This is a genomic window from Pseudomonas massiliensis, assembly GCF_000826105.1.
In the GTDB taxonomy this organism is placed as follows: Bacteria; Pseudomonadota; Gammaproteobacteria; order Pseudomonadales; family Pseudomonadaceae; genus Aquipseudomonas; species Aquipseudomonas massiliensis.
In genome coordinates, this window is record NZ_CCYK01000007.1 from 1 (window position 1) to 23,479 (window position 23,479).

The following is a 23,479-nucleotide window of genomic DNA, read 5'->3' on the forward strand; positions in this document are numbered from 1 at the left end:
GCTACCGTCCTCAGTTCTACTTCCGTACCACCGACGTGACCGGTTCGTGCGAACTGCCGGAAGGCGTTGAAATGGTAATGCCAGGCGATAACATCCAGATGGAAGTTACCCTGATCAAGACCATCGCGATGGAAGACGGCCTGCGTTTCGCAATCCGTGAAGGTGGTCGTACCGTTGGTGCTGGCGTTGTAGCCAAAATCATCGAGTAAAAAAGCTTGTAATCTCTCCATCAGGCCGACATAATGGTCGGCCTGATTCAGTTTTAGGTCAGTAGCTCAATTGGCAGAGCGACGGTCTCCAAAACCGTAGGTTGGGGGTTCGATTCCCTCCTGACCTGCCAGATTCACTTCGGTGGCTGGCTTTCTTTTCACAGGATTTCCCCAGATGATGCCGAAGGCCGAAGCCTCTGACACCCGTTTCGATCTCCTCAAGTGGTTGGTCGTAGTTGCGTTGGTTGTCGTGGGGGTTGTTGGTAATCAGTATTACTCGGCGGCTCCCGTCCTGTATCGCGTGCTGGCACTGCTTGTACTCGCTGCCGTTGCCGCGTATGTCGCGCTTCAAACCGCCAAGGGCAAGTCCTTTTTCGTCCTGGCGAAGGAAGCTCGCACCGAAATCCGTAAGGTCGTTTGGCCTACCCGCCAAGAGACTGCGCAGACCACGATGATCGTCGTGGCTGTCGTTTTGGTTATGGCCTTGCTGCTGTGGGGGCTCGATTCCCTCCTGGGCTGGCTTGTTTCCTTGATTGTAGGCTAAGGGTGTCCCGTGGCTAAGCGTTGGTACGTTGTGCATGCTTACTCGGGTTACGAGAAGCATGTCATGCGTTCGTTGATCGAGCGCGTCAAGCTCGCAGGCATGGAAGAGCAGTTTGGCGAAATCCTCGTTCCCACCGAAGAAGTGGTGGAAATGCGGAATGGCCAGAAGCGCAAAAGTGAGCGCAAGTTCTTCCCTGGCTACGTTCTGGTTCAGATGGAAATGAGCGAAGGGACCTGGCACCTTGTCAAGGATACCCCGCGCGTCATGGGCTTCATTGGCGGTACCGCCGACAAACCCGCTCCCATCACTGATAAGGAAGCTGAAGCCATTCTGCGCCGTGTCGCGGATGGTAGCGACAAGCCGAAGCCGAAAACCTTGTTCGAGCCAGGTGAGGTCGTGCGTGTCATCGATGGGCCATTCGCTGATTTCAATGGCTCGGTCGAAGAAGTCAACTACGAGAAGAGCCGGTTGCAAGTCGCCGTTCTCATTTTCGGTCGTTCCACTCCGGTGGAGCTAGAGTTCAGCCAGGTCGAAAAGGTCTGACTGGAGACGGATCCCATACCCCGCAGGCGTAAGCTGCGGGGTTTTGTCGTCACCGGGATAAAACGCAAGCAAATGGGGAGCCGAAAGGCGTCTGAACCCAAAATTGGAGTAGCTCATGGCTAAGAAAATCACGGCTTATATCAAGCTGCAAGTAAAGGCCGCCCAGGCCAACCCGAGCCCACCCGTAGGTCCAGCTCTGGGTCAGCACGGCGTGAACATCATGGAATTCTGCAAGGCCTTCAACGCCCGTACCCAGGGTATGGAGCCAGGCCTGCCGACGCCTGTGATCATCACTGTCTACAGCGACCGCAGCTTCACTTTCGAAACCAAGAGCACCCCTGCTTCGGTTCTGCTGAAGAAAGCAGCAGGCCTGACCAGTGGTTCGGCTCGTCCGAACACCGTCAAGGTCGGCACCGTGACTCGCGCTCAGCTCGAGGACATCGCCAAGGCCAAGAACGCTGATCTGACCGCTGCCAGCCTCGAAGCAGCCGTGCGCACCATCGCCGGCTCCGCTCGCAGCATGGGCCTGAACGTGGAGGGTGTGTAATGGCTAAGCAAACCAAGCGTCAAAAGGCTATCGCCTCCAAGATCGAAGCAGGCAAGGCCTACAGCTTCGAAGAAGCCGCCAACCTGTTGGCCGAGCTGTCCACCGTCAAGTTCAGCGAGTCCTTCGATGTGGCCGTGAACCTGGGCGTTGACCCGCGTAAATCCGACCAGGTCGTACGTAGCGCTACCGTTCTGCCTCACGGCACCGGTAAAACCGTTCGCGTGGCCGTGTTCACCCAGGGTCCTGCCGCGGAAGCCGCTCTGGCTGCCGGCGCCGACCGCGTAGGCATGGACGACCTGGCCGCCGAAATGAAAGGCGGCGACCTGAACTACGACGTGGTCATCGCCTCTCCCGATGCCATGCGCGTTGTGGGTCAGCTGGGTCAGGTGCTCGGTCCTCGCGGCCTGATGCCTAACCCGAAAGTCGGTACCGTTACCCCTGACGTAGCTGGCGCGGTCAAGAACGCCAAGGCTGGTCAGGTTCGCTACCGCACCGACAAGAACGGCATCATCCATACCTCCGTTGGCAAGGTTGGCTTCGAAGCCGGCAAGCTGAAGGAAAACGTTGAAGCGCTGATCGCTGACCTCAAGCGTATCAAGCCTGCTTCCTCGAAAGGTATCTACGTGAAGCGCGTTACCCTGAGCACCACCATGGGCCCAGGCCTGGTGATCGACCAGAGCTCGCTGAACGCTTGAGACACAACTGGGCGCCTCTGAACGGGGCGTCCTTGCAAGATTGGGGTCCCTGCCTGGCGGGGGCTATCCAAGACCGTAGGCGGCGCAAGCCTTAAACCAAAAGCCTACGCAGATGGTGCTCCCGATTCGTTACCGAATCAGACACCAAAACGACATCCAGCTCCGGCCGGATGAAACGGTAAAAACCAGGAGTAAACCCGTGGCAATTAAACTCGAAGACAAGAAGGCCATCGTCGCTGAAGTCAACGAGGCTGCCAAAGCTGCTCTGTCCGCTGTCGTGGCTGATGCCCGTGGCGTGACTGTAGGCGCAATGACCGGACTCCGTAAAGAGGCCCGCGAAGCTGGCGTATACGTGCGTGTCGTACGTAACACCCTGCTGCGCCGCGCTGTTGAAGGTACTGATTTCAGTGTCCTCAACGACGCGTTCAAAGGCCCGACCCTGATCGCGTTCTCCAACGAACATCCGGGCGCTGCCGCTCGTCTGTTCAAGGAGTTCTCGAAGGGTCAGGACAAGTTCGAGATCAAGGCAGCTGCGTTCGAGGGCAAGTTCCTCGCAGCCAATCAGATCGACGTACTGGCAACTCTGCCGACCCGCGACGAAGCCATTTCGCAGCTGATGAGCGTGATCCAAGGCGCTACCAGCAAGCTGGCTCGTACCCTGGCGGCTATTCGCGACCAGAAGGAAGCAAACGCGGCCTAAGGCCTCGTACGCTCTTTCCGTTTAATTTGTTTATCTTGATGGCCGCGAAGGCTGTCCCCCAATACAGGAATTAGAGTCATGGCTCTGTCTCAAGAAGATATCATCAACGCCGTTGCCGAAATGTCGGTCATGCAAGTCGTTGAACTGATCAAGGCAATGGAAGAGAAGTTCGGCGTTACCGCCGCTGCTGCTACCGTTGCTGCTGCTGGCCCAGCTGCCGCTGCCGTTGAAGAGCAAACCGAGTTCACCATCGTTCTGGCCGAAGCTGGCGAGAAGAAAGTAAACGTGATCAAGGCTGTTCGTGAACTGACCGGTCTGGGCCTGAAAGAAGCCAAGGCTGTCGTTGACGGCGCTCCAGGCGTGGTCAAGGAAGGCGTTTCGAAAGAAGAAGCCGAAGCTGCCAAGAAAGCACTGGAAGAAGCAGGCGCCAAAGTCGAGCTCAAGTAAGCATCGACTTTGCCTCCGCGGCCCGAGCGTCAAGCAGACGGCTGATGGCTGGTGGCTTATGCCACCGGCCTTTTTCCGTTACTGGTCGTTGGCTTCAAGGCCTGTAACACGCTGTATCCACCCCGATGGGGTGACGCGAGCCATGGGGCTCGCAAGATTTTCTGGCTACTCCCGCCGGGAGAGGCCAAACAAGCAGGTGACCAAGCTGGGGAACGCTGATGGCTTACTCATACACTGAGAAAAAACGTATCCGCAAGGACTTTAGCAAGTTGCCGGACGTCATGGATGTGCCTTACCTCCTGGCCATCCAGCTGGATTCTTATCGTGAATTCCTGCAGGCGGGAGTGACCAAGGACCAGTTCCGCGACGTCGGTCTGCATGCGGCCTTCAAATCGGTATTCCCGATCATCAGCTACTCCGGCAACGCTGCCCTGGAGTACGTTGGTTATCGCCTGGGCGAGCCCGCCTTCGACGTGAAGGAGTGCGTGCTGCGTGGCGTGACCTTCGCGGTTCCGCTGCGGGTCAAGGTGCGCCTGATCATCTTCGACAAGGAATCGTCGAACAAAGCGATCAAAGACATCAAAGAGCAAGAAGTCTACATGGGTGAAATTCCCCTGATGACTGAAAACGGTACCTTCGTCATCAACGGTACCGAGCGTGTGATCGTTTCCCAGCTGCATCGTTCGCCTGGCGTATTCTTCGACCACGACCGCGGCAAGACCCATAGCTCGGGCAAGCTGCTGTACTCGGCGCGCATCATTCCTTACCGCGGCTCCTGGCTGGACTTCGAGTTCGACCCCAAGGACTGCGTGTTCGTACGTATCGACCGCCGTCGCAAGCTACCGGCCTCGGTATTGCTGCGCGCCCTCGGCTACACCACCGAGGAAGTCCTGGACGCCTTCTACACCACCAACATTTTCCACGTCAAAGGCGAGAAGCTGAGCCTGGAACTGGTGCCTCAGCGCCTGCGTGGTGAAATCGCGTCCATGGACATCACCGACAACGACGGCAAGGTCATTGTCGAACAGGGTCGCCGGATCACCGCGCGTCACATCAACCAGCTGGAAAAGGCTGGTGTGAAGGAACTGGAAGTTCCGCTGGACTACATGATTGGCCGTACCACTGCCAAGGCCATCGTGCACCCGGCGACTGGCGAAATCATCGCCGAATGCAACACCGAATTGACTACCGAAGTTCTGGTGAAGATCGCCAAGGCCCAGGTCGTTCGCATCGAAACGTTGTACACCAACGACATCGACTGCGGTCCGTTCATCTCCGATACCCTGAAGATCGATTCCACCAGCAACCAGCTGGAAGCTCTGGTCGAAATCTATCGGATGATGCGCCCAGGCGAGCCGCCGACCAAGGACGCCGCCGAAACCCTGTTCAACAACCTGTTCTTCAGTGCCGAGCGCTACGACCTCTCCGCCGTTGGCCGGATGAAGTTCAACCGTCGTATCGGCCGCACCGAGATCGAGGGTTCCGGCGTACTGAGCAAGGACGACATCGTCGCCGTGCTCAAGACCCTGGTGGACATCCGTAACGGCAAGGGCATCGTCGACGACATCGACCACTTGGGCAACCGTCGCGTGCGCTGCGTTGGCGAGATGGCCGAGAACCAGTTCCGCGTAGGTCTGGTACGGGTAGAGCGTGCTGTCAAGGAACGCCTGTCCATGGCCGAAAGCGAGGGCCTGATGCCTCAGGACCTGATCAACGCCAAGCCTGTGGCCGCGGCGGTGAAAGAGTTCTTCGGCTCCAGCCAGCTCTCCCAGTTCATGGACCAGAACAACCCGCTGTCCGAGATCACTCACAAACGCCGTGTCTCTGCGCTCGGCCCAGGCGGCCTGACCCGCGAACGCGCCGGCTTCGAAGTGCGTGACGTACACCCGACCCACTATGGCCGCGTGTGCCCGATCGAAACCCCGGAAGGTCCGAACATCGGTCTGATCAACTCCCTGGCCGCTTACGCCCGCACCAATCAGTATGGCTTCCTGGAAAGCCCATACCGCGTTGTGAAGGATGGCGTGGTCACCGACGAGATCGTCTTCCTGTCCGCCATCGAAGAGGCCGATCACGTGATCGCCCAGGCTTCGGCGGCCATGAACGAGAAAAACCAGCTGATCGACGAGCTGGTGGCCGTGCGTCACCTGAACGAATTCACCGTCAAGGCGCCTGAAGACGTTACCCTGATGGACGTCTCGCCCAAGCAGGTTGTTTCGGTCGCGGCCTCGTTGATTCCGTTCCTCGAGCACGACGACGCCAACCGCGCCCTCATGGGTTCGAACATGCAGCGTCAGGCAGTGCCTACCCTGCGTTCGGACAAGCCCCTGGTCGGTACCGGCATGGAGCGCAACGTAGCGCGTGACTCCGGCGTATGCGTGGTTGCGCGCCGCGGCGGCGTGATCGACTCCGTGGATGCCAGCCGCATCGTTGTGCGTGTCGCCGACGACGAGGTGGAAACCGGCGAAGCGGGCGTGGATATCTACAACCTGACCAAGTACACCCGCTCCAACCAGAACACCTGCATCAACCAGCGCCCACTGGTGAACAAGGGTGACGTGGTCGCGCGCGGTGACATCATGGCCGACGGCCCGTCCACCGACATGGGTGAACTGGCGCTGGGTCAGAACATGCGCATTGCGTTCATGGCGTGGAACGGCTTCAACTTCGAAGACTCCATCTGCCTGTCCGAGCGCGTGGTTCAGGAAGATCGCTTCACCACGATCCACATCCAGGAACTGACCTGTGTGGCCCGTGATACCAAGCTTGGCCCAGAGGAAATCACCGCCGACATCCCGAACGTGGGTGAAGCGGCGCTGAACAAGCTGGACGAGGCCGGTATCGTGTACGTCGGCGCCGAAGTCGGCCCTGGCGACATCCTGGTAGGCAAGGTCACGCCGAAAGGCGAAACCCAGCTGACGCCGGAAGAGAAGCTGCTGCGCGCAATCTTCGGTGAAAAGGCCAGCGACGTGAAGGACACCTCCCTGCGCGTGCCAACCGGCACCAAGGGTACCGTCATTGACGTGCAGGTCTTCACCCGTGATGGCGTGGAGCGTGACTCGCGTGCGCTGTCCATCGAGAAGAGCCAGCTGGACCAGATTCGCAAGGACCTCAACGAAGAGTTCCGCATCGTCGAAGGCGCGACCTTCGAGCGTCTGCGTAGCGCCCTGGTCGGGCAGGTCGTGGATGGTGGCGCGGGCCTGAAGAAAGGCACCGAGCTGACCAATGATGTGCTCAACGGTCTGGAACACGGCCAGTGGTTCAAGCTGCGCATGGCTGACGACGCGCTCAACGAGCAGCTGGAAAAAGCCCAGCAGTACATCGTTGACCGCCGCCGCCTGCTCGATGACAAGTTCGAGGACAAGAAGCGCAAGCTGCAGCAGGGCGATGACCTGGCGCCGGGCGTACTGAAGATCGTCAAGGTCTACCTGGCTATCCGTCGTCGCATCCAGCCGGGCGACAAGATGGCCGGCCGTCACGGTAACAAGGGTGTGGTTTCGGTGATCATGCCGGTTGAAGACATGCCGCACGACGCCAACGGCACCCCTGTGGACGTGGTCTTGAACCCGCTCGGCGTACCATCGCGGATGAACGTGGGCCAGATCCTCGAAACCCACCTGGGCCTCGCGGCCAAGGGCTTGGGCGAGAAGATCAACCGCATGCTCGAAGAGCAGCGTCAGGTCGCCGAACTGCGTGGCTTCCTGAATGAGATCTACAACGAGATCGGCGGTCGCCACGAAAACATCGACGAGCTGTCCGACGAGGAAGTCCTGGCCCTGGCCAAGAACCTCAAGGCGGGCGTCCCCATGGCTACCCCGGTGTTCGACGGTGCCAAGGAAAGCGAGATCAAGTCGATGCTCAAACTGGCGGACATGCCAGAGAGCGGCCAGATGCAGCTGTTCGACGGGCGGACCGGTAACAAGTTCGAGCGTCCGGTCACTGTCGGCTATATGTACATGCTGAAGCTGAACCACCTGGTGGACGACAAGATGCACGCGCGTTCCACCGGTTCCTACAGCCTGGTTACCCAGCAGCCGCTGGGTGGTAAGGCTCAGTTCGGTGGCCAGCGTTTCGGGGAGATGGAGGTGTGGGCGCTGGAAGCGTACGGCGCGGCATACACCCTGCAGGAAATGCTCACCGTGAAGTCGGACGACGTGAACGGCCGGACCAAGATGTACAAGAACATCGTGGACGGCGATCACCGTATGGAGCCGGGCATGCCCGAGTCCTTCAACGTGTTGATCAAAGAGATTCGTTCGCTCGGTATCGATATCGATCTGGAAACCGAATAACACGCGACGTGAATGGGAGCGGGGTAGCCCCGCTTCCAGCTCCGCCAGGAGGAAAAGGCCTTGAAAGACCTGTTGAATCTGCTGAAAAACCAGGGTCAAGTCGAAGAGTTCGACGCCATCCGTATTGGCCTTGCCTCGCCTGAAATGATCCGTTCGTGGTCGTTCGGTGAAGTCAAGAAGCCCGAAACCATCAACTACCGTACGTTCAAGCCTGAGCGTGACGGTCTTTTCTGCGCCAAGATCTTTGGCCCGGTGAAGGACTACGAGTGCCTGTGCGGCAAGTACAAGCGCCTCAAGCACCGCGGCGTCATCTGTGAGAAGTGCGGCGTTGAAGTCGCCTTGGCCAAGGTTCGTCGTGAGCGCATGGCGCACATCGAACTGGCCTCCCCAGTTGCCCATATCTGGTTCCTGAAGTCGCTGCCGTCCCGTATCGGCCTGCTGATGGACATGACCCTGCGTGACATCGAGCGCGTGCTCTACTTCGAGAGCTACGTGGTGATCGATCCGGGCATGACCACCCTTGAAAAAGGTCAGCTGCTCAACGACGAACAGTACTTCGAAGCCCTTGAAGAGTTCGGTGACGACTTCGACGCTCGCATGGGCGCCGAAGCCGTGCGCGAGCTGTTGCACGCCATTGACCTGGAGCACGAGATTGGCCGCCTGCGCGAAGAGATTCCGCAGACCAACTCCGAAACCAAGATCAAGAAGCTGTCCAAGCGCCTGAAGCTGATGGAAGCCTTCCAGGGCTCCGGCAACCTGCCGGAGTGGATGGTCCTGACCGTTCTGCCGGTACTGCCGCCAGACCTACGCCCGCTCGTCCCGCTGGACGGTGGCCGTTTCGCGACCTCGGACCTGAACGACCTGTATCGCCGCGTCATCAACCGTAACAACCGCCTGAAGCGTCTGCTGGATCTGTCCGCGCCCGATATCATCGTGCGTAACGAGAAGCGCATGCTGCAGGAAGCGGTCGATGCTCTGCTCGACAACGGCCGTCGCGGTCGTGCCATCACCGGCTCGAACAAGCGTCCGCTCAAGTCGCTTGCCGACATGATCAAAGGTAAGCAAGGTCGCTTCCGTCAGAACCTGCTCGGTAAGCGCGTGGACTACTCCGGTCGTTCCGTGATCACCGTGGGCCCGACCCTGCGTCTGCATCAGTGCGGTCTGCCCAAAAAGATGGCTCTGGAGCTGTTCAAGCCGTTCATCTTCGGCAAGCTTGAAGTGCGTGGCCTGGCCACTACCATCAAGGCTGCCAAGAAGATGGTCGAGCGCGAACTGCCAGAGGTCTGGGACGTGCTCGCCGAAGTGATCCGCGAACACCCCGTATTGCTCAACCGTGCACCTACCCTGCACCGTCTGGGCATCCAGGCGTTCGAGCCGGTGTTGATCGAAGGCAAGGCGATCCAGTTGCACCCACTGGTGTGCGCGGCCTACAACGCCGACTTCGACGGCGACCAGATGGCCGTGCACGTTCCGCTGACCCTCGAGGCTCAGCTGGAAGCGCGCGCGCTGATGATGTCCACCAACAACATCCTGTCGCCCGCCAACGGCGAGCCGATCATCGTTCCGTCCCAGGACGTGGTTCTCGGTCTGTACTACATGACCCGGGAAGCCATCAACGCCAAGGGCGAGGGCCGCGTATTCGCCGACCTGCAGGAAGTCGACCGCGTCTTCCGCGCTGGCGAGGCAGCCCTGCACGCCAAGATCAAGGTCCGGATCACCGAGACCGTGAACGACCGCGACGGCGGCAGTGTCACCAGCACTCGCATCGTCGATACCACCGTCGGCCGTGCCCTGTTGTTCCAGGTGGTCCCTGCCGGCCTGCCGTATGACGTCGTCAACCAGCCGATGAAGAAGAAGGCGATTTCCAAGCTGATCAACCACTGCTATCGCGTGGTAGGCCTGAAGGAAACCGTGATCTTCGCTGACCAGCTGATGTACACCGGTTTCGCCTACTCGACCATCTCCGGCGTTTCCATCGGTGTGAACGACTTCGTGATCCCGGATGAAAAAGCTCGGATCATCGGTACCGCCACCGACGAAGTAAAGGAAATCGAAAGTCAGTACGCCTCCGGCCTGGTTACCCAGGGCGAGAAGTACAACAAGGTCATCGACCTCTGGTCCAAGGCCAACGACGAAGTATCCAAGGCGATGATGGCCAACCTTTCGAAAGAAAAGGTCATCGACCGCGAAGGCAAGGAAGTCGAGCAGGAGTCCTTCAACTCCATGTACATGATGGCGGACTCCGGCGCCCGGGGTTCGGCTGCCCAGATTCGCCAGTTGGCCGGTATGCGTGGCCTGATGGCCAAGCCGGACGGCTCCATCATCGAAACGCCCATTACCGCGAACTTCCGTGAGGGCCTGAGCGTACTTCAGTACTTCATCTCCACCCACGGTGCTCGTAAGGGTCTGGCGGATACGGCGTTGAAGACCGCGAACTCCGGTTACCTGACCCGTCGTCTGGTAGATGTGGCCCAGGACCTGGTGGTGACCGAGATCGACTGCGGCACCGAGCAGGGCCTGATCATGACGCCGCATATCGAAGGCGGTGACGTGGTCGAGCCGTTGGGCGAGCGCGTACTGGGCCGTGTCATGGCCAAGGACGTGATGAAGCCTGGCACCGACGAGGTGATCGTTCCCGCCGGTACGCTGGTGGACGAGAAGTGGGTCGAGTTCATCGAGCTCAACAGTGTCGACGAAGTGGTCGTGCGTTCGCCGATCAGCTGCGAGACCCGGTACGGGATCTGCTCCAAGTGCTACGGCCGCGACCTGGCCCGTGGCCATCTGGTCAACATCGGTGAAGCAGTCGGTGTTATCGCCGCCCAGTCCATCGGTGAGCCTGGTACCCAGCTGACCATGCGTACCTTCCACATCGGTGGTGCGGCCAGCCGGACCTCCGCTGCGGACAGCGTCCAAGTGAAGAACGGCGGCATGGTGCGCCTGCACAACCTCAAGCACGTGGAGCGCGCGGACGGCAACCTGGTAGCGGTCTCCCGCTCCGGCGAGCTGGCCATTGCCGACGAGTTTGGCCGTGAGCGCGAGCGTTACAAGCTGCCGTACGGTGCGGTGATCTCGGTGAAGGAAGGGGACAAGGTCGACGCTGGCGCCATCGTCGCCAAGTGGGACCCGCACACCCACCCGATCGTGACCGAGATGAAAGGTACCGTGACCTTCGTGGGCATGGAAGAAGGCATCACCATCAAGCGCCAGACCGACGAACTGACCGGCCTGACCAACATCGAAGTCCTCGATGTGAAGGACCGCCCAGCCGCTGGCAAGGAAATCCGTCCGGCCGTGAAGATGGTCGGCGCCGATGGCAAGGATCTGCTGCTGCCAGGTACCGACGTGCCAGCACAGTACTTCCTCCCCGCTAACGCCCTGGTGGGTGTGGCGGACGGTGTCCAGGTGGGTGTGGGTGATGTTATCGCCCGTATTCCTCAGGAAACTTCCAAGACTCGTGACATCACCGGTGGTCTGCCGCGCGTGGCCGACCTGTTCGAAGCGCGTCGCCCGAAGGAAGCGTCGATCCTGGCGGAAGTCAGCGGCACCATCGCTTTCGGCAAGGAAACCAAGGGCAAGCGTCGCCTGGTGATCACGCCAAACGACGGCAGCGATCCGTACGAGGAGCTGATTCCGAAGTGGCGCCACCTGAACGTCTTCGAAGGCGAACAGGTCAACCGCGGCGAAGTGATCTCCGACGGTCCGAGCGACCCGCATGACATCCTGCGCTTGCTGGGTGTAAGCGCGCTGGCCAAGTACATCGTCAACGAAATCCAGGACGTGTACCGCCTGCAGGGTGTGAAGATCAACGACAAGCACATCGAGACCATCCTGCGTCAGATGCTGCGTAAGGTAGAGATCGCCGAATCCGGTGACTCGAGCTTCATCAAGGGCGATCAGATGGAACTCACCCAGGTACTCGGCGAAAACGAGCGTCTGGCGTCCGAGGACAAGTTCATCTCCAAGTACTCGCGGGTACTGCTGGGTATCACCAAGGCATCGCTGTCGACCGAGTCGTTCATCTCGGCGGCATCGTTCCAGGAGACTACCCGGGTACTCACCGAGGCGGCGGTTACCGGCAAGCGCGACTACCTGCGCGGCTTGAAGGAAAACGTCGTGGTGGGTCGCCTGATTCCGGCTGGTACCGGTCTGGCGTACCACAGCGAGCGCAAGCGTCGCCGTGATGCGGACAAGCCGCTGCGCGTAAGCGCGAGTGAAGTGGAAGCCGCTCTGACGGAAGCCCTGAACTCCAGCGGTAACTGACAAGGCCAGGCGCCTCCCTCTCCCCGGGCTACCGTGGGGGAGGGCGCGCTTCGCCTTGACTGAGGGGCGAGGGATCTTTAGACTCTCGTACCCCTAATTATGGCGGGGCTTTTGCCCTGCCATTTGCTTTTCAAGTAGGGCAATAGCGTCGAAAGACATCAGTGGAGCTAAAAGATGGCAACGATCAACCAGCTGGTACGTCAGCCGCGCAAGCGTATCGTCGAGAAATCCGACGTGCCTGCGCTGCAGAACTGCCCGCAGCGTCGTGGTGTGTGCACCCGCGTGTACACCACCACGCCGAAAAAACCAAACTCGGCACTGCGTAAAGTCTGCCGTGTACGCCTGACCAACGGTTTCGAGGTTTCCTCGTACATCGGTGGTGAAGGCCACAACCTGCAAGAGCACAGCGTCGTGCTGATCCGTGGCGGTCGTGTAAAGGACTTGCCAGGTGTGCGTTACCACACCGTTCGCGGCTCGCTGGATACCTCGGGTGTCAAGGGTCGTAACCAGGGTCGTTCCAAGTACGGTACCAAGCGTCCGAAGTAAGGATCGCGTTCCGCACTTTGCAGTCAACATTTTATTGAGTCGATAAGAGTAAGGTCGGGCACTGTCCCGGGCTAACCTGAAGACCGTTTGAGGGCTTATCAATGCCAAGACGTCGTGTAGCAGCCAAGCGTGAGATTCTGGACGATCCGAAATACGGAAGCCAGATCCTCGCCAAATTCATGAACCACGTGATGGAAAGCGGCAAGAAAGCCGTTGCCGAGCGCATCGTTTACGGTGCTCTGGAAACGGTCAAGGCCCGCAAGAACAGCGACCCCCTGGAAATCTTCGAGAAAGCTCTCGACGCCATCGCTCCGCTGGTCGAAGTAAAGTCCCGCCGTGTAGGCGGTGCCACCTACCAGGTTCCGGTCGAAGTTCGTCCATCCCGTCGTAACGCCCTGGCCATGCGCTGGCTGGTGGACTACGCCCGCAAGCGCGGCGAGAAGTCCATGGCCCTGCGCCTGGCAGGCGAGTTGCTGGATGCTGCTGAAGGCAAAGGCGCTGCGGTCAAGAAGCGTGAAGACGTGCACCGTATGGCTGAAGCCAACAAAGCCTTCTCGCACTACCGCTTCTAATATCAGCGTCACTCACTTTGCGAGGGCTTTATGGCTCGTACTACTCCGATTAACCGCTACCGTAACATCGGTATCGTCGCACACGTGGATGCGGGTAAAACCACCACCACCGAGCGCGTACTGTTTTACACCGGCGTGAACCACAAGATGGGCGAGGTGCATGATGGCGCCGCGACCATGGACTGGATGGTGCAGGAGCAGGAGCGGGGTATCACCATTACCTCCGCTGCTACGACCGCTTTCTGGGCAGGTTCGAACAAGCAGTTCGAGAAGCACCGCTTCAACATCATCGATACCCCCGGCCACGTTGACTTCACCATCGAAGTTGAACGTTCGCTGCGTGTACTCGACGGTGCCGTGGTCGTGTTCTGTGGTACCTCCGGCGTTGAGCCGCAGTCTGAAACCGTATGGCGTCAGGCCAACAAGTACGGTGTCCCACGTCTTGTCTACGTGAACAAGATGGACCGCGCCGGCGCCAACTTCCTGCGCGTCGTTGACCAGATCAAGAAGCGCCTGGGTCACACCCCGGTGCCGATTCAGCTGGCTATCGGTGCGGAAGACAACTTCCAGGGTCAGATCGACCTCATGACCATGGAAGCTGTGTACTGGAACGAAGACGACAAGGGCATGGCTGCTCGCCGTGAGCCGATTCCAGCAGAACTGCAGGAACTGGCCGAAGAGTGGCGCGCCAACATGGTTGAAGCCGCGGCTGAAGCCAACGAAGAGCTGATGAACAAGTACCTTGAAGGTGAAGAGCTCACCATCGAGGAAATCAAGGGCGCCCTGCGTCAGCGTACCATCGCTGGTGAAATCGTCCTGGCTGTTTGCGGTTCCTCGTTCAAGAACAAGGGCGTTCCCCTGGTTCTCGACGCTGTTATCGATTTCCTTCCAGCGCCTGTGGATATCCCGGCCATCAAGGGCTCGCACCCTGATGACGAAACCAAGGAAATGGAGCGTCACGCTACCGACGACGAGCCCTTCTCGGCGCTGGCGTTCAAGATCGCTACCGACCCCTTCGTTGGTACTCTGACCTTCGCTCGCGTTTACTCCGGCGTTCTGAACTCCGGCGACGGCGTGATCAACTCCGTCAAGGGGAAGAAAGAGCGCGTGGGTCGTATGGTTCAGATGCACGCCAACACCCGTGAAGAGATCAAGGAAGTACGCGCTGGCGACATCGCGGCCCTGATCGGCATGAAGGACGTCACCACCGGTGATACCCTGTGCTCGGCTGACAACCCGATCATTCTCGTTCGCATGGACTTCCCGGAGCCGGTTATTTCGGTGGCCGTGGAGCCCAAGACCAAGGATGACCAGGAGAAGATGGGTATCGCTCTGGGCAAGCTGGCCCAGGAAGACCCTTCCTTCCGCGTCAAGACCGACGAAGAAACCGGGCAGACCATCATCTCCGGTATGGGTGAGTTGCACCTGGACATCCTCGTCGACCGTATGCGTCGCGAGTTCAACGTCGAGGCCAACATCGGCAAGCCGCAAGTGTCCTACCGTGAGCAGATCACCAGGGACAACGTCGAGATCGAAGGCAAGTTCGTTCGCCAGTCCGGCGGTCGCGGCCAGTTCGGTCACTGCTGGGTTCGTTTCTCGAAGCCGGATATCGACGAAAACGGCAACATCACCGAAGGCCTGGTGTTCACCAACGAAGTCGTGGGTGGTGTGATTCCGAAGGAATACATCCCTGCGATCCAGAAGGGCATCGAAGAACAGATGAAAAACGGCGTTGTTGCCGGTTATCCTCTGATCGGCCTGAAGGCGACGGTATTCGACGGTTCGTACCACGACGTCGACTCCAACGAAATGGCGTTCAAGGTCGCGGCTTCCATGGCAACCAAGCAGCTGGCCCAGAAGGGCGGCGGTGAAGTGCTGGAGCCGATCATGAAGGTCGAAGTCGTTACCCCAGAAGACTACATGGGCGATGTGATGGGTGACCTGAACCGTCGTCGCGGTCTGATCCAGGGTATGGAAGACACTGTCTCCGGTAAGGTGATCCGCGCCGAGGTACCATTGGGCGAGATGTTCGGTTACGCAACCGACGTGCGCTCGATGTCTCAGGGCCGGGCCAGCTACTCCATGGAATTCTCCAAATACGCTCCAGCGCCTTCGAACATTGTCGAAGCCCTGGTTAAAAAACAAGGCTAACCAAGCCCTTTAGGCAAGAGGTTCACTGTCGTGGCTAAAGAAAAATTCGAACGTAACAAACCGCACGTCAACGTCGGCACCATCGGTCACGTTGACCACGGTAAAACCACTCTGACCGCTGCTCTGACCCGCGTCTGCTCCGAAGTCTTCGGTTCGGCCAAGGTAGACTTCGACAAGATCGACAGCGCCCCGGAAGAGAAAGCTCGCGGTATCACCATCAACACCGCCCACGTCGAATACGACTCGGCCGTTCGTCACTACGCTCACGTTGACTGCCCAGGTCACGCCGACTATGTGAAGAACATGATCACCGGTGCTGCCCAGATGGACGGCGCGATCCTGGTGTGCTCGGCCGCTGACGGTCCGATGCCTCAGACTCGCGAACACATCCTGCTGTCCCGCCAGGTTGGCGTTCCTTACATCGTCGTGTTCCTGAACAAGGCCGACATGGTGGACGACGCCGAGCTGCTGGAACTGGTTGAAATGGAAGTGCGTGACCTGCTCAGCACCTACGATTTCCCAGGCGACGACACCCCGATCATCGTTGGTTCGGCTCTGATGGCCCTGAACGGCCAGGACGACAACGAGATGGGTACCTCGGCTGTGAAGAAGCTGGTCGAAACCCTCGACAGCTACATTCCTGAGCCAGAGCGTGCCATCGACAAGCCGTTCCTGATGCCGATCGAAGACGTGTTCTCCATTTCCGGCCGCGGCACCGTGGTAACCGGTCGTGTTGAGCGTGGCATCATCCGTATCCAGGAAGAAGTCGAGATCGTTGGTCTGCGTCCTACCACCAAGACCACCTGCACCGGCGTTGAAATGTTCCGCAAGCTGCTCGACGAAGGTCGTGCTGGCGAGAACTGCGGCGTTCTGTTGCGCGGCACCAAGCGTGACGACGTCGAGCGTGGTCAGGTTCTGACCAAGCCGGGCACCGTCAAGCCGCACACCAAGTTCACCGCTGAAGTGTACGTGCTGTCCAAGGAAGAAGGTGGTCGTCATACCCCGTTCTTCAAAGGCTACCGTCCTCAGTTCTACTTCCGTACCACCGACGTGACCGGTTCGTGCGAACTGCCGGAAGGCGTTGAAATGGTAATGCCAGGCGATAACATCCAGATGGAAGTTACCCTGATCAAGACCATCGCTATGGAAGACGGCCTGCGTTTCGCAATCCGTGAAGGTGGTCGTACCGTTGGTGCTGGCGTTGTAGCCAAAATCATCGAGTAAGTCCCCCGCAACAGAAGAAGCCCCCGCCTAGCGGGGGCTTTTTTATTGGGTTGACACCTGTTAGGGGCGTCTATAGAATCACGCCTCCTTTTAACGGGCGTAGTCCGTCTGTTGGGAATGAGCCTGGAGTCTGAAATCCAATGCAAAATCAGCAAATTCGTATCAGGTTGAAGGCTTTTGACCATCGCCTGATCGACCAATCCACCCAGGAAATCGTGGAAACCGCGAAACGTACTGGTGCACAAGTGCGTGGTCCGATCCCACTGCCAACTCGCAAGGAGCGGTTCACCGTTCTGGTTTCCCCGCACGTCAACAAAGACGCGCGTGACCAGTACGAAATCCGCACTCATAAGCGTGTTCTGGACATCGTCCAGCCTACGGATAAAACCGTTGACGCGCTGATGAAGCTCGACCTCGCAGCTGGCGTGGAAGTACAGATCAGCCTCGGCTAAGACCCGCGTCTTGGTCGTGTAACGCTCTGAAATGGGCGGCCATAGCGGGTGAAAGCCCCGTACACTCATGAGGTTTACAACATGACTATTGGTGTAGTCGGTCGTAAGTGCGGTATGACCCGCATCTTCACCGAAGATGGTGTCTCTATTCCGGTTACGGTCATCGAGATCGAGCCGAATCGCGTCACCCAGTTCAAAACCGAAGAATCCGATGGCTACCGCGCAGTGCAAGTCACTGTAGGCGAGCGTCGTGCTTCGCGCGTCACCGCAGCTCAGGCTGGTCACTTCGCCAAGGCGAACGTAGCCGCCGGCCGTGGCGTCTGGGAATTCCGCCTTGAAGAAGGCGAGTACCAGGCGGGCGACCTGATCAACTCGGAACTGTTCGCAGCAGGCCAGCTGGTAGACGTTACCGGCCAGTCCAAGGGTAAAGGCTTTGCCGGTACCATCAAGCGCTGGAACTTCCGTGGTCAGGACAACACCCACGGTAACTCCGTTTCCCACCGCGTTCCGGGCTCCATCGGCCAGTGCCAGACTCCTGGTCGTGTTTTCAAGGGCAAGAAAATGTCCGGTCACATGGGCGCCGAGCGCGTGACCGTGCAGTCCCTGGAAGTGGTCCGCGTCGACGCTGAACGCAACCTGCTGCTGGTCAAGGGCGCCGTTCCTGGTGCTACTGGCGGCGACGTGGTTGTGCGTCCGGCTGTTAAGGCTCGCGGTTAAGGGGAAGCTGACATGCAATTGAATGTAAATGACGCGCAAGCGATCGAAGTTTCCGAACTGACCTTTGGTGGCGAGTTCAACGAGACCCTGGTACACCAGGCTGTTGTAGCCTACATGGCCGGTGGCCGTCAGGGCAGCAAGCAGCAGAAAACCCGTTCCGACGTCTCCGGCGGCGGCAAGCGCCCATGGCGCCAGAAGGGTACTGGCCGTGCTCGTGCCGGTACTATCCGTAGCCCGCTGTGGCGTGGCGGTGGTACCACTTTCGCTGCTCGTCCCCAGGATCACTCGCAGAAGCTCAACAAGAAGATGTACCGCGCAGCACTGCGCTCCATCCTCGCCGAGCTGGTACGCACTGATCGTCTGGTCGTGGTTCAGGACTTCGCTGTAGAAGCGCCGAAAACCAAAGAACTGCTGGGCAAGCTGAACGGCCTGGGTCTGAATGACGTGCTGATCGTTTCCGAAGCCGTTGACCAGAACCTGTACCTGGCTGCTCGCAACCTGCCGCACGTCGACGTACGTGACGTACAAGGTTCCGACCCGGTCAGTCTGATCGCTTACGACAAGGTGTTGATCACCGTGTCGGCCGTGAAGAAATTCGAGGAGCTGCTGGGATGAACCAGGAACGCGTATTCAAAGTTCTGCTTGGCCCGCATGTATCCGAGAAGGCCACCGGCCTGGCTGAGAAAAAAGGCCAGTTCGTCTTCAAGGTTGCGACCGACGCTACCAAGCTGGAAATCAAGAAGGCCGTCGAATCGCTGTTCGACGTTAAAGTGGAGCGCGTCACTACCCTGAACGTTTTGGGTAAGACCAAGCGTACCGCTCGGGGTCTGGGCAAGCGTAATGACTGGAAGAAGGCCGTTGTCGCCCTTCAGCCAGGCCAAGATCTCGATTTCAGCAGCAGTGCTGAGTAAGGAAGGGGTGCATCATGGCAATCGTTAAATGCAAACCGACTTCCCCTGGCCGCCGTTTCGTGGTCAAGGTGGTCAACCAGGAGCTGCATAAAGGCGCTCCTTACGCTCCGCTGCTCGAGAAGAAGTCGAAGTCCGGCGGTCGTAACAACAATGGCCGCATCACCACCCGTCACGTGGGCGGTGGTCACAAGCAGCACTATCGTCTGGTCGACTTCCGTCGCAACGACAAGGACGGCATCGCCGCCGTTGTCGAGCGCATCGAATACGATCCGAACCGTACTGCTCACCTGGCCCTGCTGCGCTACGCCGACGGCGAGCGTCGCTACATCATCGCGCCTAAGGGCGTGAGTGCTGGCGACCAGCTGATCTCCGGCGCCCTGGCTCCAATCAAGCCGGGCAACAGCCTGCAGCTGCGCAACATCCCGGTTGGTAGCACCGTTCACGGTATCGAGCTCAAGCCAGGCAAGGGTGCGCAAATCGCACGTTCGGCCGGTGCTTCCGCTCAGCTGGTAGCCCGTGAAGGTGTATACGTCACCCTGCGTCTGCGCTCCGGCGAGATGCGCAAAGTGCTCTCCGAGTGCCGCGCTACCCTGGGTGAAGTGTCCAACTCCGAGCACAGCCTGCGTTCGCTGGGTAAAGCGGGTGCCAAGCGCTGGCGTGGCGTTCGTCCGACCGTTCGTGGTGTTGCCATGAACCCGGTTGACCACCCACATGGTGGTGGTGAAGGTCGTACCTCCGGTGGTCGTCATCCGGTATCGCCATGGGGCTTCCCGACCAAGGGTGCGAAGACCCGTGGTAATAAGCGTACCGACAACATGATCGTCCGTCGTCGCAAGTAATCTGAGGATACGACAGTGCCACGTTCTCTGAAAAAAGGTCCTTTCATCGATCTTCACCTGTTGAAGAAGGTCGAAGTGGCGGCGGAAAAGAACGATCGCAAGCCGGTTAAAACCTGGTCGCGCCGTTCGATGATCCTGCCGCAAATGGTTGGTCTGACCATCGCCGTTCATAACGGTCGTCAACACGTTCCGGTTCTCGTGAGCGAAGACATGGTTGGCCATAAACTGGGCGAGTTCGCCGGTACCCGCACCTATCGCGGGCACGTGGCTGACAAGAAAGCCAAGCGTTAAGGGGTAAGGAAATGGAAGTAGCCGCTAAGTTGTCGGGCGCTCGCATCTCCGCCCAGAAAGCCCGCTTGGTCGCCGACCAGATCCGCGGGAAGAAGGTGGGCGACGCGCTCAACCTGTTGGCCTTCAGCAGCAAGAAGGCCGCTGAAGTCATGAAGAAAGTCCTCGAGTCGGCCGTTGCCAACGCCGAACACAACGAAGGCGCGGACATCGATGACCTGAAGGTCTCGACTGTTTTCGTCAACGAAGGGCGTTCGCTGAAGCGCATCATGCCGCGTGCCAAGGGCCGCGCTGATCGCATCGTCAAGCGGTCTTGCCATATCACTGTCAAGGTTGCGGACAAGTAACGGAGTCGATCAGATGGGTCAGAAAGTACATCCCGTTGGCATTCGCCTGGGAATCGTCAAGGAGCACACCTCCGTCTGGTACGCAGACGGTCAGACCTACGCAGATTATCTGCTGGCGGATCTGAAAACCCGTGAGTTCCTGCAAGACAAACTAAAAAGCGCGTCCGTAAGCCGTATCGATATCCATCGTCCGGCTCAGACTGCACGCATCACCATCCACACCGCTCGTCCCGGCATCGTGATCGGCAAGAAAGGTGAAGATGTTGAGAAGCTGCGTCAGGACCTGACCAAGCAAATGGGTGTGCCCGTGCACATCAATATCGAAGAGATCCGCAAGCCGGAGCTCGACGGTATGCTGGTTGCACAGAGCGTTGCTCAGCAGCTGGAACGTCGTGTCATGTTCCGTCGTGCCATGAAGCGCGCCGTACAGAACGCCATGCGTATTGGTGCCAAGGGCATCAAGATCCAGGTGAGCGGTCGTCTGGGCGGTGCTGAAATCGCACGTACTGAATGGTATCGCGAAGGTCGTGTGCCTCTTCACACCCTGCGTGCCGATATCGACTACGCCACCTACGAAGCTCACACCACTTACGGTGTGATTGGTGTCAAGGTTTGGATCTTCAAAGGCGAAGTGATCGGTGGTCGCCAGGAAGAGCTGAAGCCTCAAGCACCAGCGCCTCGTAAAAAAGCTGCCAAATAAGGAGTACGCCAAATGTTGCAACCAAAGCGTACAAAATTCCGCAAGCAGATGACTGGCCACAACCGTGGTCTGGCACTGCGCGGTAGCAAAGTCAGCTTCGGCGAATTCGCCTTGAAAGCTGTTGCTCGTGGTCGCCTCACCGCCCGCCAGATCGAATCGGCACGTCGTGCCCTGACCCGTCACGTAAAGCGTGGCGGCAAGATCTGGATTCGCGTGTTCCCGGACAAGCCGGTCACCAAGAAGCCTCTCGAAGTGCGGATGGGTAAAGGTAAGGGTAGCGTGGAGTACTGGGTAGCCCAGATCCAGCCAGGCAAGGTCCTGTACGAGATCGAAGGTGTTTCCGAAGAGCTGGCGCGTGAGGCATTCGCCCTGGCGGCTGCAAAGCTGCCTCTCGCCACCTCCTTTGTTAAGCGGACGGTGATGTGATGCAAGCGAAAGAACTTCGTGAGAAATCAGCACAGCAGCTGAACGAGCAACTGCTCGGCTTGCTGCGCGACCAGTTCAATCTGCGCATGCAGAAAGCAACTGGCCAGTTGGGGCAGTCTCACCTGCTCTCGCAAGTGAAACGTGACATCGCTCGCGTTAAGACTGTGCTCAACCAGCAGGCAGGTAAGTGATCATGGCCGAAGCCGAAAAAACCGTCCGTACGCTGACTGGCCGTGTTGTCAGCGACAAGATGGACAAAACCATCACCGTACTGATCGAGCGTCGCGTCAAGCACCCGATCTACGGCAAGTACGTCAAGCGTTCGACTAAGCTGCACGCTCATGACGAGAACAACCAGTGCCACGTGGGTGACAAGGTCACCATCCGTGAAACCCGTCCGGTCGCCAAGACCAAGACCTGGGCCCTGGTTGAAATCGTTGAACGCGCTGTTGAAGTCTAAGGGCTAGGGGTCGGAGATATTTTATGATTCAGACTCAATCCATGCTCGATGTGGCCGATAACAGCGGCGCTCGTCGCGTAATGTGCATCAAGGTTCTCGGCGGTTCGCACCGCCGTTACGCCGGCATTGGTGACATCATCAAAGTGACCGTCAAGGAAGCGATTCCGCGCGGCAAGGTCAAGAAAGGCCAGGTGATGACCGCTGTTGTCGTTCGTACCCGTCACGGCGTGCGCCGCGCTGATGGTTCCATCATCCGCTTCGACGGCAACGCTGCTGTTCTGCTGAACAACAAGCAAGAGCCGATCGGCACCCGTATCTTTGGGCCAGTGACCCGTGAGCTTCGTTCCGAGAAGTTCATGAAGATCGTCTCGCTCGCCCCAGAAGTGCTGTAAGGAGATCCGACATGCAAAAGATTCGTCGTGACGACGAGATCATCGTGATCGCCGGCAAAGACAAGGGCAAGCGCGGTAAGGTGCTGAAGGTGCTCGCTGACGACCGTCTGGTCGTTGGTGGGGTCAACCTGGTCAAGCGCCATACCAAGCCGAATCCGATGGCTGGCATTCAAGGCGGTATCGTTGAGAAAGAAGCGCCTCTGCACGCTTCCAACGTTGCCATCTTCAATGGCGAAACCAACAAGGCTGACCGTGTTGGTTTCAAGGTAGAAGACGGCAAGAAGATTCGTGTCTTCAAGTCGACCCAAAAAGCGGTTGATGCTTGAACACTGCTAGGTAGAAGACAATGGCACGACTAAAAGAGATTTACCGGAAGGAAATCGCGCCCAAGCTTAAGGAAGAACTTAAGCTGGCGAACGTGATGGAAGTTCCGCGCGTTACCAAGATCACCCTGAACATGGGTCTGGGCGAAGCGATCGGTGACAAGAAAGTCATCGAGCACGCTGTAGCTGACCTGGAAAAGATCACCGGTCAAAAGCCGGTGGTCACTTTCGCCAAGAAGTCCATCGCGGGCTTCAAGGTACGTGAAGGTTGGCCGATTGGTGTCAAGGTCACCCTGCGTCGCGATCGTATGTACGAATTCCTGGATCGCCTGCTCTCCATCTCCCTGCCTCGGGTCCGTGACTTCCGCGGCCTGAATGCCAAGTCCTTCGATGGTCGCGGCAACTACAGCATGGGCGTGAAAGAGCAGATCATCTTCCCGGAAATCGATTACGACAAGATCGATGCTCTTCGCGGTCTGGACATCACCCTGACCACCACCGCCCGTACGGACGAAGAAGGCCGCGCTCTGCTGCGTGCATTCAAGTTCCCGTTCCGTAACTGATAGGAGTCGGACAATGGCTAAGAAGAGTATGAAGAACCGTGAGCTGAAGCGTCAGCAAACGGTAGCCAAGTACGCCAAGAAGCGTGCCGAGCTGAAGGCGACCATCGTTGACCTGAACGCATCGCCAGAAGAGCGCTGGGCTGCCAGCGTCGCTCTGCAGAAGCAGCCACGTGACGCCAGCGCTTCGCGCCTGCGTAACCGCTGCCGTCTGACCGGCCGTCCTCACGGTGTATACCGTAAGTTCGGTCTGGCGCGTAACATGCTGCGTCAAGCTGCAATGCGTGGTGACGTTCCAGGTCTGGTCAAGGCCAGCTGGTAAGGTCGCAACCGC

Annotated in this window: 28 protein-coding genes and 1 tRNA gene; all 29 read left to right on the plus strand. The window is 58.8% G+C overall.

Annotation, left to right across the window (positions count from 1 at the left end; all coding sequences use genetic code 11):
• Positions 1–209: EF-Tu C-terminal domain-related protein (locus BN1188_RS10710; protein ID WP_040261481.1), on the plus strand; the 209-nt coding region annotated here is incomplete at its 5' end.
• A gap of 55 nt (positions 210–264) precedes the next feature.
• Positions 265–340, plus strand: a tRNA-Trp gene (locus tag BN1188_RS10715).
• Positions 341–384: 44 nt separating this feature from the next.
• The gene (gene secE / locus BN1188_RS10720) at positions 385–753 is read left to right on the plus strand and encodes a preprotein translocase subunit SecE (RefSeq protein WP_040261482.1); all 369 of its coding nucleotides are present in this window, start codon (positions 385–387) and stop codon (positions 751–753) included.
• A gap of 9 nt (positions 754–762) precedes the next feature.
• Positions 763–1,296, plus strand: coding sequence for a transcription termination/antitermination protein NusG (gene nusG, locus BN1188_RS10725; RefSeq protein WP_040261483.1), 534 nt, complete (start codon positions 763–765; stop codon positions 1,294–1,296).
• Positions 1,297–1,411: 115 nt separating this feature from the next.
• Positions 1,412–1,843, plus strand: coding sequence for a 50S ribosomal protein L11 (gene rplK, locus BN1188_RS10730; protein WP_040261484.1), 432 nt, complete (start codon positions 1,412–1,414; stop codon positions 1,841–1,843).
• Positions 1,843–2,538: a 50S ribosomal protein L1 gene (gene rplA, locus BN1188_RS10735; protein WP_040261486.1), complete on the plus strand. Its 696-nt coding sequence runs from the start codon at positions 1,843–1,845 to the stop codon at positions 2,536–2,538. The genes rplK and rplA overlap by 1 nt, the downstream gene beginning before the upstream one ends.
• 199 nt (positions 2,539–2,737) lie before the next feature.
• On the plus strand, positions 2,738–3,238 hold the full coding sequence (gene rplJ / locus BN1188_RS10740) for a 50S ribosomal protein L10 (protein WP_040261487.1): 501 nt from the start codon (positions 2,738–2,740) through the stop codon (positions 3,236–3,238).
• Positions 3,239–3,316: 78 nt separating this feature from the next.
• Complete coding sequence (rplL, locus tag BN1188_RS10745) at positions 3,317–3,685, plus strand: 50S ribosomal protein L7/L12 (RefSeq protein ID WP_040261488.1); 369 nt, start codon at positions 3,317–3,319, stop codon at positions 3,683–3,685.
• A gap of 218 nt (positions 3,686–3,903) precedes the next feature.
• Entirely contained in the window at positions 3,904–7,977 is a 4,074-nt protein-coding gene (gene rpoB / locus BN1188_RS10750; RefSeq protein WP_040261489.1) for a DNA-directed RNA polymerase subunit beta, read from the plus strand.
• Between the two features lie 60 nt (positions 7,978–8,037).
• Complete coding sequence (gene rpoC / locus BN1188_RS10755) at positions 8,038–12,237, plus strand: DNA-directed RNA polymerase subunit beta' (protein ID WP_040261490.1); 4,200 nt, start codon at positions 8,038–8,040, stop codon at positions 12,235–12,237.
• Between the two features lie 174 nt (positions 12,238–12,411).
• Positions 12,412–12,783, plus strand: coding sequence for a 30S ribosomal protein S12 (gene rpsL / locus BN1188_RS10760; protein ID WP_003186084.1), 372 nt, complete (start codon positions 12,412–12,414; stop codon positions 12,781–12,783).
• A gap of 101 nt (positions 12,784–12,884) precedes the next feature.
• Entirely contained in the window at positions 12,885–13,355 is a 471-nt protein-coding gene (rpsG, locus tag BN1188_RS10765; RefSeq protein ID WP_040261491.1) for a 30S ribosomal protein S7, read from the plus strand.
• Positions 13,356–13,385: 30 nt separating this feature from the next.
• Positions 13,386–15,506, plus strand: coding sequence for an elongation factor G (gene fusA, locus BN1188_RS10770; protein ID WP_040261492.1), 2,121 nt, complete (start codon positions 13,386–13,388; stop codon positions 15,504–15,506).
• 30 nt (positions 15,507–15,536) lie between these two features.
• The gene (gene tuf / locus BN1188_RS10775) at positions 15,537–16,730 is read left to right on the plus strand and encodes an elongation factor Tu (protein ID WP_040261493.1); all 1,194 of its coding nucleotides are present in this window, start codon (positions 15,537–15,539) and stop codon (positions 16,728–16,730) included.
• Between the two features lie 140 nt (positions 16,731–16,870).
• Positions 16,871–17,182 (plus strand): 30S ribosomal protein S10, encoded by a 312-nt coding sequence (gene rpsJ, locus BN1188_RS10780; protein ID WP_003186070.1) that lies wholly within the window; start codon positions 16,871–16,873, stop codon positions 17,180–17,182.
• A gap of 81 nt (positions 17,183–17,263) precedes the next feature.
• Positions 17,264–17,899: a 50S ribosomal protein L3 gene (gene rplC, locus BN1188_RS10785; RefSeq protein WP_040261494.1), complete on the plus strand. Its 636-nt coding sequence runs from the start codon at positions 17,264–17,266 to the stop codon at positions 17,897–17,899.
• A gap of 12 nt (positions 17,900–17,911) precedes the next feature.
• Positions 17,912–18,514: a 50S ribosomal protein L4 gene (gene rplD, locus BN1188_RS10790; protein WP_040261495.1), complete on the plus strand. Its 603-nt coding sequence runs from the start codon at positions 17,912–17,914 to the stop codon at positions 18,512–18,514.
• Positions 18,511–18,810, plus strand: coding sequence for a 50S ribosomal protein L23 (gene rplW / locus BN1188_RS10795; protein WP_040261496.1), 300 nt, complete (start codon positions 18,511–18,513; stop codon positions 18,808–18,810). Before rplD ends, rplW begins: the two co-directional genes overlap by 4 nt.
• Before the next feature lie 14 nt (positions 18,811–18,824).
• On the plus strand, positions 18,825–19,649 hold the full coding sequence (rplB, locus tag BN1188_RS10800) for a 50S ribosomal protein L2 (protein WP_040261497.1): 825 nt from the start codon (positions 18,825–18,827) through the stop codon (positions 19,647–19,649).
• A gap of 15 nt (positions 19,650–19,664) precedes the next feature.
• Positions 19,665–19,940, plus strand: coding sequence for a 30S ribosomal protein S19 (gene rpsS, locus BN1188_RS10805; RefSeq protein WP_040261498.1), 276 nt, complete (start codon positions 19,665–19,667; stop codon positions 19,938–19,940).
• 11 nt (positions 19,941–19,951) lie between these two features.
• A complete protein-coding gene (gene rplV, locus BN1188_RS10810; protein ID WP_040261499.1) occupies positions 19,952–20,284 on the plus strand; it encodes a 50S ribosomal protein L22 in 333 nt (110 codons plus the stop codon).
• A 13-nt stretch (positions 20,285–20,297) separates the two neighbouring features.
• Positions 20,298–20,984: a 30S ribosomal protein S3 gene (gene rpsC, locus BN1188_RS10815; protein ID WP_040261500.1), complete on the plus strand. Its 687-nt coding sequence runs from the start codon at positions 20,298–20,300 to the stop codon at positions 20,982–20,984.
• A 12-nt stretch (positions 20,985–20,996) separates the two neighbouring features.
• Positions 20,997–21,410: a 50S ribosomal protein L16 gene (rplP, locus tag BN1188_RS10820; RefSeq protein WP_009397508.1), complete on the plus strand. Its 414-nt coding sequence runs from the start codon at positions 20,997–20,999 to the stop codon at positions 21,408–21,410.
• A complete protein-coding gene (gene rpmC, locus BN1188_RS10825) occupies positions 21,410–21,601 on the plus strand; it encodes a 50S ribosomal protein L29 (RefSeq protein ID WP_040261502.1) in 192 nt (63 codons plus the stop codon). The genes rplP and rpmC overlap by 1 nt, the downstream gene beginning before the upstream one ends.
• A gap of 2 nt (positions 21,602–21,603) precedes the next feature.
• A complete protein-coding gene (gene rpsQ, locus BN1188_RS10830; RefSeq protein WP_040261504.1) occupies positions 21,604–21,870 on the plus strand; it encodes a 30S ribosomal protein S17 in 267 nt (88 codons plus the stop codon).
• A 23-nt stretch (positions 21,871–21,893) separates the two neighbouring features.
• On the plus strand, positions 21,894–22,262 hold the full coding sequence (rplN, locus tag BN1188_RS10835) for a 50S ribosomal protein L14 (protein ID WP_003243907.1): 369 nt from the start codon (positions 21,894–21,896) through the stop codon (positions 22,260–22,262).
• An 11-nt stretch (positions 22,263–22,273) separates the two neighbouring features.
• Positions 22,274–22,588, plus strand: a complete 315-nt coding sequence (rplX, locus tag BN1188_RS10840) for a 50S ribosomal protein L24 (protein ID WP_040261506.1) — start codon at positions 22,274–22,276, stop codon at positions 22,586–22,588.
• A 20-nt stretch (positions 22,589–22,608) separates the two neighbouring features.
• Entirely contained in the window at positions 22,609–23,148 is a 540-nt protein-coding gene (gene rplE / locus BN1188_RS10845) for a 50S ribosomal protein L5 (protein WP_040261507.1), read from the plus strand.
• A 13-nt stretch (positions 23,149–23,161) separates the two neighbouring features.
• A complete protein-coding gene (gene rpsN / locus BN1188_RS10850; protein WP_040261508.1) occupies positions 23,162–23,467 on the plus strand; it encodes a 30S ribosomal protein S14 in 306 nt (101 codons plus the stop codon).
• Positions 23,468–23,479: the final 12 nt, after the last annotated feature.